16 protein-coding genes are annotated in these 19,889 nt (G+C 29.1%); 7 read left to right on the forward strand and 9 right to left on the reverse strand.

Annotation, left to right across the window (positions count from 1 at the left end):
* Positions 1 to 121: 121 nt before the first annotated feature.
* The 5 genes from A8C32_RS08220 (at position 122) to A8C32_RS08240 (ending at position 5,270) form a co-directional block, all read left to right on the forward strand.
* Entirely contained in the window at positions 122 to 1,090 is a 969-nt protein-coding gene (locus A8C32_RS08220) for a T9SS type A sorting domain-containing protein (RefSeq protein ID WP_069829943.1), read from the forward strand.
* 924 nt (positions 1,091 to 2,014) lie between these two features.
* Positions 2,015 to 2,875, forward strand: a complete 861-nt coding sequence (locus A8C32_RS08225) for a helix-turn-helix domain-containing protein (protein WP_069829944.1) — start codon at positions 2,015 to 2,017, stop codon at positions 2,873 to 2,875.
* A 99-nt stretch (positions 2,876 to 2,974) separates the two neighbouring features.
* Positions 2,975 to 3,631, forward strand: coding sequence for a peroxiredoxin-like family protein (locus tag A8C32_RS08230; RefSeq protein WP_069829945.1), 657 nt, complete (start codon positions 2,975 to 2,977; stop codon positions 3,629 to 3,631).
* A 6-nt stretch (positions 3,632 to 3,637) separates the two neighbouring features.
* Entirely contained in the window at positions 3,638 to 4,033 is a 396-nt protein-coding gene (locus A8C32_RS08235) for a DoxX family protein (protein ID WP_069829946.1), read from the forward strand.
* 610 nt (positions 4,034 to 4,643) lie between these two features.
* Positions 4,644 to 5,270 carry a hypothetical protein gene (locus A8C32_RS08240; RefSeq protein ID WP_069829947.1) on the forward strand — a complete coding sequence of 209 codons (627 nt, stop codon included), beginning with the start codon at positions 4,644 to 4,646 and terminating at the stop codon, positions 5,268 to 5,270.
* On the opposite strand, the gene A8C32_RS08245 is transcribed toward A8C32_RS08240, so the two are convergent.
* Positions 5,267 to 6,148, reverse strand: coding sequence for an AraC family transcriptional regulator (locus A8C32_RS08245; protein ID WP_069829948.1), 882 nt, complete (start codon positions 6,146 to 6,148; stop codon positions 5,267 to 5,269). The two genes, A8C32_RS08240 and A8C32_RS08245, sit on opposite strands and share 4 nt — an antisense overlap.
* A 224-nt stretch (positions 6,149 to 6,372) precedes the next feature.
* On the opposite strand from A8C32_RS08245, the gene A8C32_RS08250 reads away from it, so the two are divergent.
* Positions 6,373 to 7,047 carry an NAD(P)H-dependent oxidoreductase gene (locus A8C32_RS08250; RefSeq protein WP_069829949.1) on the forward strand — a complete coding sequence of 225 codons (675 nt, stop codon included), beginning with the start codon at positions 6,373 to 6,375 and terminating at the stop codon, positions 7,045 to 7,047.
* A 129-nt stretch (positions 7,048 to 7,176) separates the two neighbouring features.
* Here A8C32_RS08250 and A8C32_RS08255 read toward each other — a convergent pair whose 3' ends face one another.
* The 3 genes from A8C32_RS08255 to A8C32_RS08265 all read right to left on the reverse strand — a co-directional run bounded on the left by A8C32_RS08255 (position 7,177) and on the right by A8C32_RS08265 (position 11,500).
* Complete coding sequence (locus A8C32_RS08255) at positions 7,177 to 8,796, reverse strand: DUF1501 domain-containing protein (protein ID WP_069829950.1); 1,620 nt, start codon at positions 8,794 to 8,796, stop codon at positions 7,177 to 7,179.
* 9 nt (positions 8,797 to 8,805) lie between these two features.
* Positions 8,806 to 10,257, reverse strand: coding sequence for a DUF1800 domain-containing protein (locus A8C32_RS08260; RefSeq protein WP_069829951.1), 1,452 nt, complete (start codon positions 10,255 to 10,257; stop codon positions 8,806 to 8,808).
* A gap of 337 nt (positions 10,258 to 10,594) precedes the next feature.
* A complete protein-coding gene (locus A8C32_RS08265; protein WP_069829952.1) occupies positions 10,595 to 11,500 on the reverse strand; it encodes an STAG domain-containing protein in 906 nt (301 codons plus the stop codon).
* A gap of 205 nt (positions 11,501 to 11,705) precedes the next feature.
* On the opposite strand from A8C32_RS08265, the gene A8C32_RS08270 reads away from it, so the two are divergent.
* Positions 11,706 to 15,170: an Ig-like domain-containing protein gene (locus A8C32_RS08270; protein ID WP_069829953.1), complete on the forward strand. Its 3,465-nt coding sequence runs from the start codon at positions 11,706 to 11,708 to the stop codon at positions 15,168 to 15,170.
* Positions 15,171 to 15,283: 113 nt separating this feature from the next.
* Here A8C32_RS08270 and A8C32_RS08275 read toward each other — a convergent pair whose 3' ends face one another.
* The 5 genes from A8C32_RS08275 to A8C32_RS08295 form a co-directional block, all read right to left on the reverse strand.
* Positions 15,284 to 16,030: a slipin family protein gene (locus tag A8C32_RS08275; RefSeq protein ID WP_069829954.1), complete on the reverse strand. Its 747-nt coding sequence runs from the start codon at positions 16,028 to 16,030 to the stop codon at positions 15,284 to 15,286.
* 192 nt (positions 16,031 to 16,222) lie between these two features.
* Positions 16,223 to 16,609: a group III truncated hemoglobin gene (locus tag A8C32_RS08280; protein WP_069829955.1), complete on the reverse strand. Its 387-nt coding sequence runs from the start codon at positions 16,607 to 16,609 to the stop codon at positions 16,223 to 16,225.
* Between the two features lie 8 nt (positions 16,610 to 16,617).
* On the reverse strand, positions 16,618 to 18,846 hold the full coding sequence (locus A8C32_RS08285) for a nitric-oxide reductase large subunit (RefSeq protein WP_069829956.1): 2,229 nt from the start codon (positions 18,844 to 18,846) through the stop codon (positions 16,618 to 16,620).
* Positions 18,847 to 19,183: 337 nt separating this feature from the next.
* The gene (locus A8C32_RS08290) at positions 19,184 to 19,366 is read right to left on the reverse strand and encodes a hypothetical protein (protein ID WP_069829957.1); all 183 of its coding nucleotides are present in this window, start codon (positions 19,364 to 19,366) and stop codon (positions 19,184 to 19,186) included.
* Positions 19,367 to 19,453: 87 nt separating this feature from the next.
* Complete coding sequence (locus A8C32_RS08295) at positions 19,454 to 19,888, reverse strand: RrF2 family transcriptional regulator (protein WP_069829958.1); 435 nt, start codon at positions 19,886 to 19,888, stop codon at positions 19,454 to 19,456.
* Position 19,889: the final 1 nt, after the last annotated feature.

Here is a 19,889-nt window from a genome sequence, read left to right on the forward strand (position 1 = left end):
TTTAGATAATAATTTAGATGATTAAAATTAATTTTTCATTAAAAAACTTACGTTTTTACATAAAAAGTAAGGGTTTGTTTACTTTTTGTTATCTCATTAGTATTAATAAAAACATCAAATCATGAGAAATAATTATTTAAAGACTTCAATTTTATTATTAATAACCATTTTGAGTACAAATATTAATGCTCAAACCACTTTAACTGCTGGAGATATAGCTTTTGTAGGAATTAATACAAAAAGCGATGATTTTGCTTTTGTTTTTCTTAAAAACATAACAGCTTTAACTTCTATTTCTTTTAATAATAAAGGTTGGAAAGAAGGAGGAGGTTGGTTTTCAACATCAACAGGGAGACCCTTAAGAAGTGATAAAACTGTAATATGGACAGCAGACAAGTCTTATAGTGTTGGGGATGTTATTAGAATTAGTAGAACAAATTCTTTTAATGGTGATGGTTCATTAGGAACAGGAAGTGTAGCAGGTGACGTTATTGTATTAAAAACCAATGGAGACACTATGTATGCTTATCAAGGATTAGAGCCTGTTGACGAGGCTAATGTTGATCAATTTATAACAGCTATTAATGTTAATGGGAAATTTAATGCTACAAACTCTACTAACAATGCTTCTGATGGTGATGTGCCTAGTAGTTTAACATTAGGTGTAAATTGTTTGGAAATATCTCCAGAAAGAGATAATGCTGTATATACAGGATCTATAAAAAACACAGCTGTAGTTTTAAGAACTCTAATTAATGATGCTACAAATTGGGATAGAGCAAATGGTGTTAATTTATATGATTTAAAGCTAAAATCTCATGGTGGTGATATTGGAGATGGGAGCTTGGGAGTTAACAATATAGATACAGAAAGATCTATTGTTATATCTCCAAACCCAGTAGTAGAAACTTTAAATATAAAAATCAATAGAGCTGATTTAGTGAAAATTAAATTAATTAATGTTACAGGTAAATTAATAAATACATATTATGTTGATAAAATAGATTTGACAAACATTCCAAGTGGAATGTATTTTTTAAGTATTGAAACTGATCGAGCTACTGTTATTAAGAAAATCTTAAAGTTGTAATTATTTGTTGTTATTATAGGTATTAATACTCAATCAACAGCAGAATATCTTTTACATTTACTACAGATACTTAAGGATTCGAATTACGGTATTAGAATGACAACAGTACAAGCTATTTCTGCAGGTACAGATGGTGTACTACTACTTACTCTTAGTGGTGTGGAAAAAACCAAGATTTGATTATAAAGGCACCGTTATTAATACTGACACCTATAAAAATTACAGTTATTTTAAAAAACTCATCTGTTTCAACGCAAATATAGGTTTAGAGTAAGGTGAGACATCTTGGTACAATATTACAATTACAACTAATGACACAGATTTTAAAACATATGTTTTAGATATTTTTCAAGATGCAAATACAGATAAATGGGTTAGAGATGTACTTTTTGAAACCCAAATAAGAAAAGGTGTTAATGAAGTTACAGGTTTTATAGAAATAGATACAATGACATTTGATACTATTTTAGGTACTAGTGAGGTTTTAAAGAATGATTCAAATATTCAACTTTACCCAAATCCAGCCAGCCATTAATGAATTAAAAGTTAATACAAATAAAGTTATAGGTAAAAAATATTAGTTAATCAAGGTAGTAATAATTTAGATATTAGCATTTTAGCAAAAGGAGTACACTTAGCTAAAATATTTCAAGAAGGAAATATAGTATCCTCTAAAAAATTTGTTAAAAACTAATTATTGTGTAAAATAAGGATAGATACTTGATTATGATGCAGGGATTAAATTTTCTGGATTTTTTTGTTTATGACACTCCTTATATCATTAAAAAATAGAGTAATCTCAAAATTTTTAAGTATATAATGGAAATTATAATTGAAAAAACAATTTTATTTGAAATGATGATGAAAAATTGAATTACTTTAAAATAGTATCTTTGAAAAATTATAAATAATAGAACAATTTAATTGTCAGACTCTATAGAAAATATAATTTTTTCTACGGTTGCAAAACAGCCTATTCCTTTTGAGATTCTTTCAATTGAAGTGCTTTATAAACGATTTAAAAATAGTACTATAGATTTATTTTCTTCACACAGGATCCAGTTTAATGCGCTTATTATAATTACAGAAGGAACAAGTATTCATAATGTAGATTTTAATGAGTACATATTATCCCCAGGAACATTAATCCCTTTAGTAAAAAACCAAGTCCATTTTTTTAAAAAAGAACTTTTAGTGAAGGGCTATATTATTTCATTTAATGAAGCTTTTATTACTAAAAATATTAGTAATAAAAATTTATTTCACTTTCTTCATTTATATCACACCTCTAATTTACTAATAGGTAAAGAAAATTTAAGACTACTTTTTCCTTTTATTGAACTATTAAAACAAGTTCAAGAAAGTAGTAACAATAATTTAAAATCAGACTTTGTTAAAACAATTTTTTTATCACTACTTATTCAGATTAAACGACTTACCATATATCAACACGAAGTTTATGAAAGTAAACGATTTAAAGACTTTATTGAATTCAAAATATTGGTAAGTCAAAATTATAATAAAAACCATAATGCCAAATATTATTCAAGTTTATTAGGAGTTTCTTATAAATACTTAAATGACATCTGTAAAGAGATGAGTCAGAAAACGGCAAAAGGATTTATTGATAATTGGTTACTTATAGAGATTAAACGTAATATTTCTGAAAAAAAATATACAACCCAAGAGATTGCATATAAAATGGGATTTAAAGAACCTTCTAACTTCATTCGATTTTTTAAAAAATACACAAAAACAACACCTACCAAGTTTCAAGAAAAGTAAAAAACATTGCGGGTTACATATTGACTATTTATAATCACATATAGATTACATTAAAACCTTGTAGCTAATCTACTTTTGTTCTATCAAAATAGAATAAGTATGAATTTAAGTGAACAATTAAGTCAAATGCGTAATAATACTTTAAAAAGAATGCCTCAGCATATATTGAAGGTATTCATAGAGAGTATAGAAAGTATTAAGCAAAATAAAGTAAAAGAAAAAGTACTTCAGAAAAGAGATGTTATTCCTAATATTTACCTTAAAAACTTAGATGATAATAGTTTAGGGTTAAACGAATTAGATTTTTCAGATTTTTTAATTCTTAATTTTTATAGAGGAGGTTGGTGCCCATACTGTAATATGGAATTAAGGGAGTATGAAAGGCTAAAAAATAAATTTACTGAAATTGGAGTAAGTATAGTGGCTATTAGTGCTGAAATACCAGAATTGGCAGCTCAAACCAGTATTAAGAATGGTATTTCATTTCCCATTTTAACAGATGTTGATGCTAAACTAATGAAGACGATAGGTATCGTGTTTGAATTAGATGAGAATTCTAAAAGAGAATATGGAAATTTTGGATTAGATCTTACTAAAATTCATGGAAATGATAATTATGAACTTCCTGTACCAGCTATTTATGTTGTCGATAAAAATATGAAAATCGTTTTTATTCATTTTGAAGAAAATTATATGACACGATTAGAGCCACAAGATTTATTAAATACTTTAAAAAAAATTACTATAAAACATTAATTTATTATGAAAACAAACAAAATTATTTACTGGATTGTTACTAGCTTATTATGCGCCTTATTTTTAGCAAGCGCAATGATGTACATCTTTAATTATCCAAGAGCAGAAGGTTTTTTTATTAGTTTGGGATTTCCAACATGGATTATTTATCCATTAGCAATACTTAAACTAATAGGAGTTATAACTATTTTAACAAAATGGTCAAAGTTTTTAAAAGAATTGGCTTATGCTGGATTTTTGTATGATGCTATTTTGGCTTTATCAGCACACTCAGTAGTGGGTGATGGAGAATATATACCTGTAATAATTTCGATAATACTTATTATAGTTTCTTGGGTTTATGATCGTAAAGTTTTTAATCTTAATAAAGAGAAATCAATACAGAAAATAAATATGAATTAGAGGTAAAGCAAACTATAGAAAACCTTATTCAGGTAGCAACGATCTTTGATATAGATGAATTAGAATTGATTTATCATAAAAACCTAAAAATAATAATGATAGATGATAAGGGAGATAATGAAAGTAGATTAAAGACGCTTTTAAGGATTTATTTCAAGAAAAACAGGATATTGGAGATCAAGGATTAAAGACTTGGGCTGATTTTTAATAATATCCAAGCAAATACTCAAAAAGATCATGTTTTAATTACTAGAAAAGTGAATTTAACAGGAAAGGAAATTAGTTCTAAGTATTGACTTGATTAATGAAGATAACCGTTAGCTGATAACTCGCGAAGTTATTTTTTATCGACAAATAGCAGAGTAGAATATTAAATCCATTAATGGATTGAGTATATGTAACAAAAACAGTCTATGCATACAGAAATAGACTGCTTTTTTATAAATAATACTTACAATTTATAAAAGGGAGTTCTGTAATATTTGGTGTTCAATATTGATGATTTTAAGTTTTTTTTCATTTCATCGTTAAAATGTATAGTTCATGAGGTTTTTTATTATTAGTTATTTTAATTATTTAGTTTTAAACAAATTAAATAATCAAAACCCTCATGAAAAAGTTAGTTATCCTTTTTTGTTTATTCTTTATTATAAGTTTAAATTATACCCCGTTATTTGCACAAGAATCTGCGGAACTTACAGATGATATTCCTACTAATTACAAAAAGCGTAATCCTATATATGATTATTCAGAATACCAATTAAATAATACAGATACTATTCCTGATTTTGAAGAAAAAGTAGAAAAAATCAAGATTAGCGGAACTATTTTTAAAAGTGATGGTGTAACACCTGCTAGTAATGTTATTCTCTATATAAATCAGCCTGATGAGAACGGAAATTATAAACTGAAAAGAAAAAACCGTAAGCGTTATATATACCATAGAGGTTGGATAAAAACTAATCTAGATGGTAAATATACGTTCTATACATTTGTGCCAGGGAAATTTATTCGAGGAAAAGATCTAAAACATATACATGCAGCTATTAAAGAGCCAGGAAAACCTGAATATGATATTAATGGATTTCTTTTTGATGATGATCCTGTATTGACGGAAGCTTGTCGTTTAAGATTAAAAAAAGAAGGTATTAATAATATTCTTAAGCCTGTTAAAAAGGATAATATATATATTGCTACAAGAGATATAATACTTGATAAGAAAGCATTGATATATTAATTAATAAATTTATCTCGTTTTAAAAGTATATATTCTTTATTGTTTTTAAATTCTTTAATAGAAATTCCTGTATATCGTTTAAATGTTTTTGACAAGTGACTTACATCGGTAAATCCCAGATCGTCTGCAATTTCAGTAAGTGTATAGTCAGAATTCAATAAACGAATTTCAACCAATTTTAGTTTGGATTTTATAATATATTCTTTTAAAGGTATATTAGTTTGTTTTCTAAAAAACTCGCTCACGTAGTTTGGCGACATCGCAAATACTTCAGATAAATAATTTATTTTTAAATAGTTAGGTCTTTCCAAATGTTCATTTATATACGTTAGCATTTTAGTAATCTTAGTATTGTTGTTTAGAGAAGCCTCAAGAAAACTTACTTTTTTTATATTTCTAATAAGTATTTCTAATATGCTAGTCATTAAGCTTTTAATAAGAGAAATAGAATTTTCACCATAATTTCGAAACTCCTCAAGTATCATGAAAATTAGCTTGTTTATATAATTTTCATCTATATTATTTTTAACGATATTCCCAGGTAATTGATTATAATTGGAAAGAATATAAGAAGCTTCTTTAAACCATTCATGTCTGTCTATAGCATTTTTATTAGTATTTTTAAAGAAAGAATCAGTAAATTTCAAGAAGATAAACTTAGAAGGTGATTTTATGTTAAATGAATGACATTTTAATGGAGGAAGTAGAAATATACTTCCTTTTTTATAAGCATGCTCATTATAATTAATACACTGTGTTCCTTCTCCTTCTTTTATTAAAACTAATTCAAAAAAACTGTTCTTAACGGTACGTTGTTTCCATTCTGATAATGTCACTTCTTGTATTTCAAAAGGTTTATAAGCCTCAATTATTTCCATAACAGTTTTTTTTGGTAAAATTATATAAAAAGAGTCAAAAAAGAACTTTAGGGTAGGTAAAAACCTTTAAAAATACATGAATACCCTTTTTTAATACATGTATAAGGCAATTGTGAAGGTATACCTTTGTAACAAAGAAAAACAATTTACAGTAGCAAATTTTTTTATAAAATAAAAAAGATCAATAAATACAATACTCTTTAATTTAAAATAAAGATAAAAAAATGAACATAACAAACATTTCGAAAGAAGATATTATTAATGCTTTTCAATCTAGGCATGCAACTAAAGAATTTGATGTAACAAAAATAGTATCAGACGAGGATATAAATTTTATTCTTGAAACGGCACATCTATCACCAAGTTCATTTGGTTTTGAACCTTGGCATTTTATTATAGTTCAAGATAAAGAATTAAGAGAGTTATTAAAACCTTTAGCTTGGGGTGCACCAGTAAAGTTAGATACTGCAAGTCATTTTGTTTTAGGTTTAAGTATGAAAGCTCCAATGACTAAATGGGATTCTGATTATATTATGACTATGATGAAAGATGTAAAACAATTCCCAAAAGATGTTATTGAAATGTATTCGAAGTTCTATAGAGAATTTCAAGAAAGTGATTTTGATTTAGATACAGATAAAAAACTATTTGATTGGGCTTCAAAACAATCTTATATCGCTTTAGGTAATATGATGACTTCTGCAGCATTAATAGGTGTAGATAGCTGTCCTATAGAAGGGTTTCATCAAGAAAAAACAGAAGCTTTATTAAAAGAGAAATTTGGAGTAGATACAGATAAATATGGCTTATCTTATATGGTTGCATTTGGTTATAGAAAATCAGATCCAGCACATGCAAAATCTAGAAGGAGTAAAGAAGATATTTTTACTTGGAAGTAATTGTTAATAGATTACCATTTTGATATAACAAGATTTAAAATAATTAATAAAAATCTTTATTAAAAATAAATTCCCCTTAACATTAATATGTGATAAGGGGAATTTACATAAAAAAGATAATATATTAAACTAAGTAATGATAAGTAGTTTACTATAATTTTGATTCCCCCCGTTTCTTACTATTCTGTAAAAATAATGACCTGCTGCTAAGTTAGTGTTAGCAGCTTGTTTGATATCAATTATATGCTTACCTTCTATAAACATTTCATTCTTAAGAATAGCTAATCTTTGACCAGCAACATTGTATAATGAGATGTTTATATGTCCCTCATTGGGGTTCAAAATATGAAGGTACGGTTGGTTATTTGTATATATTATTGAATGATTGAATCCTGCTAATTCATCTACAACAGTAGGTGGGTTGTTAGAATTAAGATTATTACAACTAAAACCTAAGTCTAATAAATCATAATCTTCACCTAAAAGAGCTTCATTAACAACATTTTTGTCAACACATAACCAATCTTTCATTACAGAAGCATAGACTTGTCTATAGTCTGTAGTATTAATTAAATTTCCATTAGAGTCTAAATTGGATAAGTCTGGGTGCTTTCCAATAAATCCATTACCTTCTAAACCAGAACCAAATAGCATTATAGGAGCAGCAGCACCATGATCTGTACCAGAAGAACCATTCTCTTTAACTCTACGACCAAATTCTGAAATACTCATTGAAAGTACTTTATCGCTCCAATCTGCAGCTTCTAGATCTTCATAAAAATGTGATATAGTATCGGAAAATTGCGACATTAAATTAGAATGTCTGCTTAATTGATTACCATGAGTATCAAAGCCATCTAAAGTAACTAAATAGACTTTGGTTCCTAGATTTCCTTTAATTAATCTGGATACCATACTAAGTTGTTTAGCTAGTTTATTGTTGGGATAATCATTAAAGTCAGTAGAATTATCAAAAGCTTCTTTTATAACACCTGCATAGTTAAACGTTGCATTGGCAATAATTTTTAAAAATTTAACTTTATCACCATGTGTGCAATCTGGTATTTTGTTAAGATCGTGTAAAGAACCACTCCTGGTAATTTCATAAAGTTTATTTGGATCTGCCACAGAAAAACCAAAATTAGCATCTTGACCTTCAAACATTAGGTTACCACTACTACCAATTTGCATAGCAGCAGGTTTTTCTGGTGGACTAAAGAGATAGTCTGGATATTCATTATCAAAATAGCGTCCCATCCATCCCGAATTGGTATTACCAGTTCTATCTGCACTAGCCCATATATCTGATCCTCTAAAATGGGATAAAGAGCTATTATTATAACCAACTCCGTGAATAACTTTCATTTGTCCTTCTCCCCATAAACGTTCTAATTTATTAGTATAATTAGGCATTCCATACTCATTTGATAGTTTAAAAAGTTTGTTTTGTTCTATTTTTAATGAAGGACGTGCATTGGCATAAGTATCATATTGATTTAAAGGAATAATAGTATTTAATCCATCGTTTCCACCTTTAAGTCTAATAAGGACAAGTACTCTATCTGTTTCACTATCATTAAGTGCTATTGATAGAGGGGATGGTAAAGATGCAGCTAACATAGAGTTACCAAAAGCTATTGTTCCTCCAGCTACAATTCCAATTGATTTTAAAAAAGATCGGCGATCCCAATTACTGTGATCTTCTTTATTACAGTTATTTAGATTATTATTAATATTTTTTTTGTGCATGATGAAAGGTTATTTAAGTTGGAATTCTGGAGTTTTGATAATAAACTGAAGTAGTGCATGAACTTGCTTAGGAACAGAGATCCAATTAAGATCCCAAGTACCATCTTCAAAATAATTTACAGGAACTTCATCCTTGAAAATTACAAGTGCTTGTTCATAATCCATAGAATTTGCTAATTTTTGAGGGAAAAAGGTATCCATAATAGTATTCGTAACGAGTACTACATCATTAGAGTTTCCACCCATTAAATTGATTACGAAGTTTTTATATTGAACTAATTCTACTTGAGTTAAGAAATAACTTAATTCTTCCCACCTTAATAGAAATGAATTAGTATCTATCCAATATTCGTCTCCTGGCCATCCAGCAACATCAACAGGTTCTAACAGCTCTTGTTTTAATTCAATAGCTCTATTTCGTATTCTTTGAGGAAAAGCAAAACTATCTGGGTAGGTAAATTGAGTTTCCTTAAAAAAACTAATGTATAAGTCTATAGGGCTTTTAATAATTGCTCCTTGACTTTTTATATCAAAAAAATGTTCACTTTTAAATAACCTCCTAAGAACAGGAGCTAATTCAAAATTATTTGATCTAAATGTTTCGGCTAATTGTTTAACAATACCTTCGCTAACTGTAGGACTAACAAAGTATTTGTATAGCTTGGTAACAATAAATTCTGAGATTTGTACAGGTTTTTCTTCAAATAAAATATCTATAACATCTTTATATTCCCAGTTTCCCTTTCTACCAAAAATGGTCTTTTCGGTATGATCAAACCTTTTTGGATCAAAACTATAAGGACCCCATGCAATTTCTCTTTTGTTCCATCCCGTTAAAGCTCTTGAAGTTTCTTCAATGTCTTTTTGAGTATAGCCGTTATTCACTCCTAGAGTAAAAAGTTCATATAATTCACGAGAATAGTTCTCGTTAGGTTTTCTTACCGTACTAATATTACCATTAAGATATCCAAGCATAGCAGGAGATATTCCAATATCATGTGTAAAAGTTTTAAAATTACCAATACTATGACGTTGTAACAAATTGTAATACTGAAATGCATAAGACGGTATTTCGTATTCACTTAATTGTGTTACAAAATGGTTACTCCAAAAAAGAGTTAGTCGTTCTCTAAGGCTATTAGCTAAAAGGTCGTTTATCATCCAAATTTGTAAATCAATTCTATATTGACGTAAACGTTTACCTAACTTCTGAAAATCGTCTTTAACCCAGTAACCCCATATTGGTACTGTTCTAGGAGCTAAATTGATAGCTTCATCAACCAATTGGTCGATAAGTTCTGTTGGATTTTGATTTAAAGCGGCATTAAGAATTTCTGGAGGAGCACCAAAACCAAGTCTTCGATATACATGATTTGCTTTTTGTCTATCCCAAGGGTTTGTAGGTGACGGGATATAAGGATCCAATGACGATTGGTTACAATTGTCTAAAGATGTTTGCATTATTTTTAGATTAAGGGATTATTAAATTTGGGTAGTTTTTATTTTATAGGATTATGTATGTTAACGATTAAAACAAAAATTTAGTATGGTTTTAATTGCTTTTACAAGTAGGAATGTAAAAGGAGAAATTTTAAATTCAAATATGTAAAATTATTCTGGTAGAAGGTATTTGTTTTAATCGTTTTTATATGGGAATAAGCGTGATAAAAAACTGATTTATAAATGTATGCTTATGTTAAAACTATTATGTTCATTTAGTTACAAATAGTTTTAGTAATATATATTCTAGGTATTGGATTGTTGTTTTCTAGAAGAAAGATTATAAGATTTCTAATGATTAAACATGATTAATTTTTACTTTTTTATTACTTATTAAATCCATGAAACTCACACCTTCTGTTTTTACTAATTGTTGCGAATTACCTAAAAGTAAAACAAAAAGAGGAATTAGTCCGTGAGGCATTCGATATAGCATTTCAGGTATCCATTGATTTAAATTTTGCCAAGGAAAATCTACATAAAAATTAGCAGTAACTCTTGCAATTGCAGTTAAAAGTCCCCAAATTAAAGCGTACCATATACAACTTCTCCAAATGACTGGAATAAAAATAGCGATACCAATTATAACATCTATAAAACCAACTACTTTTAGAAAAATTCTTGCTGAAGGTTCAGGTAAAAATAAGCTTCGAATAACCATATCTACAAAGTTCCCTGGTTGCGGGTAATAGCCAATAGCATATAAACCATGACAAATAAAAGTAAGTGCGACTGCTGTTTTACTAAAGTATAATAATTGCTTATCTGTAGATTTAGTATAAACAAGAAGGTAAAGTAATATAGGAGTTGTAATTTGAGTCGTGTATTCTAATAATTGACCTAAATGAAAGAACTTTTCCTTATAATATAAAAGAGCAAGAAGCATTAAAAGAAATGAGGAAGTCACAAATATTTTTCCAACCCATTTTCTTTTTTCATTAACAAAAAAGCATAAAAAAGCACAAAAAGTATAAAAAATACCTAAAACCACTTTTCCTGCTTGAATATATACATCTTGTATTTTGCTAGTTGCATACTCTTGCCATGACATATTAGTTAACCAAGTAACAATACCTTCCATAAGCTCTTGATCCCATAAAAAAGACCGGATAGGGATATCCCATACTAAGTGCTGCCAAGATCTACCTCCAAAAAGACAAAAACAAGCTATTTTGAGTGTTAATATTAGATAATCTTTTATCATATGTTTAAATGCTTTTAAACAAAAATATCATAATCTTTTTACTACATTTTAAACATAGCATTAATAATTTATTATCATAATGTTACAGGTAATGTTTATTACAGAATAAAATATTAATATTCTAATAACAATGATGTAAAGACTTACAATGATAAACCTATTTACTTTGTAATAAGATTGTTTAACTTATATCATCAACTTAATTATGAAAAAAAGATTACCTCTTATTTTATTATTTATAGTATTTACTATGACGGTTAATGCAGATACTAATAAGTATAGATTATCACTTAGAGATAATCCAGCTACATCCATTGTTATTGGCTGGAATCAGGTATCTGGTAGTGATGCAACTGTATATTATGGTACTAAAGATTTAGGAACGAATTGGAATGCTTACTCTAACAGTAAAACAGTAGATCGTGCAGTAAATTACAAAGGCATGAACAATAGGTTCGCTCGTCTAACTGGACTATTACCAAATACAAATTATTATTTTGTACTTCGCGATTCGCAAGGAACAAGTGGTCAGTTTTGGTTTAAAACAGGTTCTAACAATCCCTCTGATAGACTATCATTTATAGCAGGAGGAGATTCTAGAAATAATAGAACTCCAAGAATAAACGCTAATAAATTAGTTGCTAAATTAAAACCAGACGCCGTATTATTTGGAGGTGATATGACTAGTGGAGATAGTAGCTCTGAATGGAATACATGGTTTGATGATTGGCAAAATACTATAGCAAGCGATGGAAGAATGTTTCCTATAGTGGCAACAAGAGGAAACCATGAAGGTTCTAATAATTCTATTTATAACTTATTTGATGTGCCGTCTTCTAGCGTATATTACGCCATAACATTTGGAGGTTCTTTAGTTCGATCTTATACTTTAAATACAGAAATATCAATTTCTGGAAGTCAAACAAGTTGGTTGGCTTCAGATTTGCAATCAAACAATACTACATGGAAAATAGCACAATATCATAAACCAATGCGTCCCCATGTAAGTACAAAGTCCGAAGGAAATAGTCAATATAATAATTGGGCATCTTTGTTTTATAATAATGGTGTAAAACTAGCTATAGAATGTGATGCACATACTGTAAAAACAACATGGCCAGTAAGACCATCAACAAGAAGTGGTAGTGATGAAGGCTTTATAAGAGATAATAATAATGGTACTGTTTATGCAGGAGAAGGGTGCTGGGGAGCTCCACTACGTACTAATAATGATAGCAAAGCATGGACGAGAAATAGTGGTAAGTTTAATCAATTTAAATGGATTTTTGTAGACCAAGGAAAAATTGAAGTAAGAACCATTAGAGTTGATAATGCTAGTCAAGTAGGAGAGGTAAACAATAACAATCGTTTTGCTATCCCTTCTAATCTTGATGTTTGGAACCCAAGTAATGGATCTGTCGTTACTATAACAGGAAATTTAAGCTCTCCAATATGCAGCATTACAAACCCAACAAATGGTCAATCTTATACTACTCAACAAAACATTACAATTAATGCAAATGCATCAGATTCCGATGGGAATGTTATAAAAGTAGAATTTTTTGTAAATGGGAATTCTATTGGTGTAGATACAACGACTCCTTATTCTAAAAATTATGCAATTCCAACAGATGGAGCTTACACTTTAACAGCAGTAGCTACAGATAATGATGGAATTACTACAACGGCAAATGCTGTAAATATTGCTGTAGGTGTAGTTAATCAAACTATTAATAAAAGAATAGCAAGTAGTATAGATGATGTGGAAGAAAGTGGAACAAATGGTAGTATTTATACAGATAGCTCAGATCTTGAATTAGTTAACGATGGTTTAAGAGGAGATCAAATAATTGGGCTTCGATTTACAGGAATTAATATTCCACAAGGCGCTACAATTACAAATGCATATATTCAATTTACAACAGATGAAACCTCTTCTTCGGGAGTTAATTTAACTATTAAAGGAGAAGCTGTTAATGATGCATCTCCTTTTATTAAATCTACAAACAATGTTTCAAGTAGAGCTACCACATCTACTTCTGTTAATTGGACACCTTCTGCTTGGAATAATGTTGAAGCTGCGGGAACAAGTCAAAGAACACCTAATATAAAATCTATTCTACAGGAAATTATTAATAGATCTGGATGGAATTTAGGTAATGATATGACATTAATAATTACGGGAACAGGTAGAAGGACTGCAGAATCTTATGATGGTGTTCCTACAAGTTCTCCATTAATACATATTGAATATACAATAGGTGGAAATGGCACACCTACCAATACCACTCAAATAGTAGACAAAAGAATTGCTAATAGTATGGATGATGTAGAACAAAATGGAGTAGATGGTAGTATGTATACTAATAGTTCGGATATTGAATTGGTTAACGATGGTTCAAGAGAAAACCAAATAATAGGGCTTCGATTTACTGGACTTGATATTCCGCAATCTGCTACAATAACTAATGCGTATATTCAATTTACAACAGATGAAACTTCATCTGAAACAACTAATCTAACTATTAAAGGACAAGATGTTAACGATGCTATTCCATTTAGTAATTCGGTAAACAATGTGTCAAGTAGAATAACAACTTCTGCTTTTGTTAATTGGAATCCATTAGCTTGGAATAGAGGAGGAGCAACAGGAGCAGATCAAAGAACACCCAATATAAAATCAATAGTACAAGAAATTGTAAATAGATCGGGATGGAGCGCAGGAAACGATATGGTTATGATTATTACAGGAACAGGTAAAAGAACTGCGCTTTCTTATGATAGCTCACCTAATAGTGCCGCATTAATTCATATTGAATATACAATAGATGGAAATAGTACGCCTACCAATCCAGAAAGTGGATCATGTGATGAAACTCAAATTGATTTTAATAATTTTGAAGTTGGCTATGGAATTTGGAATGACGGAGGAACAGATTGTATTAGGACTTCAAATACTGCATATGCTAAAAGTGGATCTTATACTATACAATTAAGAGATGATTCTTCTTCTTCATTTACAAATACAGATAGTATTGATTTATCTAGTTTTGATGAGGTTACTGTTAGCTTTTCATATATGTGTAATAGTATGGATAGTAGTAATGAAGATTTCTTATTGCAAATCTCTAAAAATGGAGGAAGTACTTATACTACTATTGAGGAATGGAATAGGGAAGACGAGTTTGAAAACAATATTCGCTATAATGATACTGTAATTATTCAAGGCCCATTCACTTCTAGTGTTAGATTTCGTTTTGTTTGCGATGCGACATCTAATGGTGATCAAGTTTATTTAGATGATATATCTATTTCAGCTTGCTCAATAAACTCAAATAAGGCGTTTAAAAGTTCTAAATCTTTAATAACTGATGATGAATCTATTAATAATATAGAAACAGATGAGGTAGATTCTGTTGACTTAGAAGATATTACAGTATCTCCTAATCCTTTTAAAAATAGCTTAATGATTGAGTCTTCAAGCTTTGGAGTATTAAAAGTAAATATTAAGATATACGACATAAATGGAAAATTGATTATTGATAATTTATTTAATGCATTAGGAAACGTACTTGAAATTAAAACAGATCAATTACAAAATGGGCTTTATGTACTGAAAATTGAAATTGGAAGTGAAGTTTTATTGAAAAAAATAATAAAGACAGAATAATCTATTTTTTATCCTAAAAAAACACCTATCGGTTTAACTGATAGGTGTTTTTTTTTAAAGAAAGTTATATTTTGAATGTTATACACTTGTAAAAGTATATTTCTAAATAAGAATTATTTTTTTTTATTACGGTTTCTTTTATACAATGCCTCTTCAGGAAAAGGAAAAAGAATAGTAGAATTCTTCTCTGCTGCAATGTTAGATAATGTTTGATAAAGCCTTAATTTAATAGCAGAAGGAGATTGATCTATTAATTTCCCTGCCTCAAGCAATTTTCCTGCAGCTTGCTCTTCGGCCAAGGCTAATATAATTTTTGCACGTCTAGAACGTTCTGCTTCTGCTTGGTTAGCCATCATACGTCGCATATTTTCTGGTAATTGAATATCTTTAATTTTTACATCATTAATATAGATACCCCATTCTTTGGTTTCTATTTCTACAATGCTTTTTATATTTTTACCCATCTCTTCCCGTTTAGATAAAATAGTATCCAGCTCTACTTTACCACAAACGTCTCTTAAAGCAGCTTGAGCAAGTTGAGTGATAGCAAATTTATACTCTTCAACTTCTAATACAGCCCGCTCAGGATCATCAATTTTAAAAAACAATACTCCATCAATACTACAAGGAACATTATCTTCTGTCATTACTTCTTGAGAAACAATATTAATAGTAATTACACGTATGTCTACTATTTGAATTGTTTCAACAATTGGAATAATCCATCTAAAACCAGGTTTTAAAGTTTTAATATATTTACCAAACCTAAACTTAGGAGCTCGTTTATATTCGTAAACAATGCGTATTCCTGCTAAAAAGAAAACAATGAGTACGATACTTAATACTTGTATTGGATTCATGATTATTAATTTTAGTAAATAGGATTAATATGTAATTAAAATACAGTCAAGAGAAAAGGGGATTTAAATATTTATAGAAAATTATAATAGTTATAAAATAACATTTTAATTTACGTGAAAAATAGAACATTTAAAAATAATAAGAGCTATTAGTTAAATCTATATTTATTGATAATGAGATAGTTAATAAAATCAAGTTCTAAAACTACTAATAATATTGAATTGGTTATGAGCCATTTTTTCTGCGGCTTTCTTTGCTCTACTTGCATATATACCTATAAATAAAGAATCGACCGTATTATGCCACAAAAACACCCATTGCTCAAAATGATGTTGAGCAATGGTGTGATTTAAATTTTTATCTACAGTCTTGTGAGCTATGGTTGGATTTCCTTTAAAACAACTAACTCCAAAAAGAGCAGTCACCCAAAAATCTGTTAACTTATTTAAGTGAATCGGCCATTGTTCTTCTTTAATATGCATATTAAAAATTGGACCTAATAATTCATCTTTTCTTATACTATCGTAAAAGGTATTTACTAATAAACTAACATCTTCTCTATGTTCTATGTCTTTCATTGTGTAGATTAACTATTATTCTTTTTTCTCTTGTAGCTATAGATCGTTTCAGAAATGGTAAACCAACAGAAATAATATATACCAACAGAAAAAATAATATCTCCAATCATTCTAAGCCACTTTAATGTTTGTACCGTTGGAGAATACAATAAATCTGCATCTCTAGCAAAAGAATATCCTTTAGTGATAGAGGTGTACGCTTGGATTATTCCTATAGGAAGTAAACTAAAAAGTACCATGGCTACTAAGCCTATATTTAAAAACCAAAACGCTCTTTTTAGCTTTTTGCTTTCCCAAATTCTATTAGAATAAAATCTTAAACAAATTAAAATAAATCCCATACCTAGCATACCGTATACACCAAATAGAGCGGTATGAGCATGAACAGCAGTAGTGTTTAGTCCTTGCACATAGTATAAAGCTATTGGAGGGTTAATAAGGAAGCCAAAGACTCCAGCTCCAATAAAATTCCAAAACGATACAGCAATAAAGAAAAATATTGGCCATTTGTATTTTTGCATCCATTGTCTACTTTTTAATAGGCTCCAGGTTTCTTTAATTTCAAAGCCCATTAATGTTAATGGAACAACTTCTAAAGCACTAAATGTAGCACCCAATGCTATAGCTTGTAAAGGCGTACCAGAATAATATAAGTGGTGTAATGTACCTATTATACCTCCAGCTAAAAATATGGTTGCAGAGGCTACCGAAACTCTTCCTGCGGTTTTAGATGATATTATTTTCATTTTAGAAAAAATAAATGCTATAACCACAGTAGCAAAAACTTCAAAAAAGCCTTCAACCCATAAATGTACTAGCCACCATCTCCAATAGTTAATAACAGGTAAGCTACTATTTTCTCCATACATTAATCCAGAGAAAAAGAACATACCAATGGCTACAACAGATACTAATAAAATGATTAATAATTGCTTTGAAGAGTCATTTTTGCGAATAGCATGTAAAATATGTCTTCCAACGATGAATACCCATAAAACTAAACCAATGCCAAGCAATATTTGCCAAAACCGTCCTAGGTCCATATATTCATAACCTTGGTGCCCAAAGAAAAAGTTAGTGGTAAGTTCTAAAAATTGATGAATCCCTAACCATTCTCCAAGCATAGACCCTAAAACAATAACAAGTAATGCTATAAATAAGAAATTAATGCCAAAAATTTGATATTTCATTTCTTTACCAGAAATCATGGGAGCTAAAAATAAACCTGTGGCTAACCATGTTGCAGCAATCCAGAATATTGCTAATTGTGTATGCCAAGTTCTAGTAACAGAATAAGGTAAATACTTTGATAAATCAAACCCAAAAAAGGCTTGTCCTTCAACAGTATAATGTACGGTTATTATACCTAAAACAACTTGTAACCCAATTAAAAGAGAAATAACAATAAAATATTTTAGTACTGCTTTTTGCGAACTAACAAATGTCATTTTTGTTAATGGATCTTTATCAGGCTTAGCTATAACCTCACCTTTTTCATGATTTCGCAAATAGTAAAAAGTAAGGATTCCAATAAATAGAAGTAATAAGACAATTGATAATCCAGACCATATAATCGAACTTTTTGTAATTACATTATCAATTAAAGGTTCATGTGGCCAATTTGAGGTATATGTATACTCTTTATTAGGTCTGTTGGTACTTGCAGCCCAAGAGGTCCAAAATAAAAAAGCATTTAACTGTTCTAATTTAACAGGATCTACTAATGCGCCTTTGGGAATTGCATATTCTTCTTTTCCTTCAGAAAAAATAGAAGTATAATGCTTGATATTTGCCTTAATAGCCTCCAATCGTTCTTTAGATATAGTAATGGTATTGGAGGTTTTATTAAATGTATTGGTTTTAATATCGTTAATTAGGCGTGCTTTAATTGCTGCCTGTCTTTCTGCATTTAAGTTGTTGTATGGGGTTTTAAAATCTTTGTTAGCCCAATATTCTAGTAAAAAACGAGCTTCTTTATGTATCCAATCGGCTGTCCAATCTGGAGCAACATAACTACCATGTCCCCAAATAGAACCTACTTCCATTCCTCCAATAGATTCCCAGATATTTTGACCTATTTGAATATCTTCTTTTGTGTAAACAATATCTCCGGAATCTTTTACAATAACTTTATTTGGTATAGGTGGCTGTGTTTGATAAACTTCTGTCCCTACCCAAATTAAAGCTATAAACGATAAGGTTATAACGCTAATAAATGCTATCCAAGTTTTTTTCATTTTTCAGTTAATTTAAGTTTTGTAATAATTGCTTTAATTGAATCTCTTTTTTAATAGGATATTGTTTTCCAAATGGAGGTGTTTATGTAAGTTTTTTTCAAACTCTTTTAATAAAGAAAATGTTATCTTATTTTCTGCAGTAATATTGCCTATTGGAGTTTTATTGTTAATATTCATAGTATTTTAGTTATCATTTTGTATTTCAAAAGTTATATTATTAATTTTTTCATCTAGCATAATTTGACATGATAAGCGACTATTTATGCCTATATCGTATAGTTTTTAAGTGTTTCTTTTTCAGTAATTTATATAACCTCTTTAATCTTTACATATGTTTTTACATGGCATGTACCGCATAAACTACGACCTTTGCATGCTCCAATTCTTCAGGATAATTATTAGCTATTAAAAACCTTAAGTTTGAATATTGATGTTTTGTAAAGAATAAATCAAAAACATCGTTATATAAATCGGTAATAGTTACCCTTAAGGTTTTCTTTTCTTTTATGTTATTTTGCATTTGTTTTTTTAATTGTAAGTCTTTAAGATGATTTTATTTGCTTTATAAGCTATATGTGGATCTTTTTATCCTTTATAAAATTAAATTTTAACCTTTTAAATGAAATATATCTGTACTCATATCACTTACCATCATTTTTAAAGTTGTATTCTCTAACATGTTTTTAAGCTGATTTCTAACTTCTATAAACTTAAAATGTAAGGGACAAGGTGCGTTATCGTTACATTTATCTAAACCTAAACCACAACTGGTATAAATAGAATCGCCATCTAATATTTTTACTACATGACTAAGCTTAATGCTATTCATTTTATCATTTTCAATTATAAAACCACCGTATGGTCCTTTAATAGATTTTACAATATTATTACGTGTAAGTTGTTGCAAAACTTTAGCAGTAAATGCTTGAGGAGAATTTATAGCTTCAGATATGGTAGATAAACTTACCTTTACATCTTGAGCACTTTGTTGCGCAATGTATATTATTGCTCTAAGTCCATATTCACACGATTTAGAAAACATA

It is taken from the genome of Flavivirga aquatica, from assembly GCF_001747085.1.
GTDB classification, from domain to species: domain Bacteria; phylum Bacteroidota; class Bacteroidia; order Flavobacteriales; family Flavobacteriaceae; genus Algibacter_C; species Algibacter_C aquatica.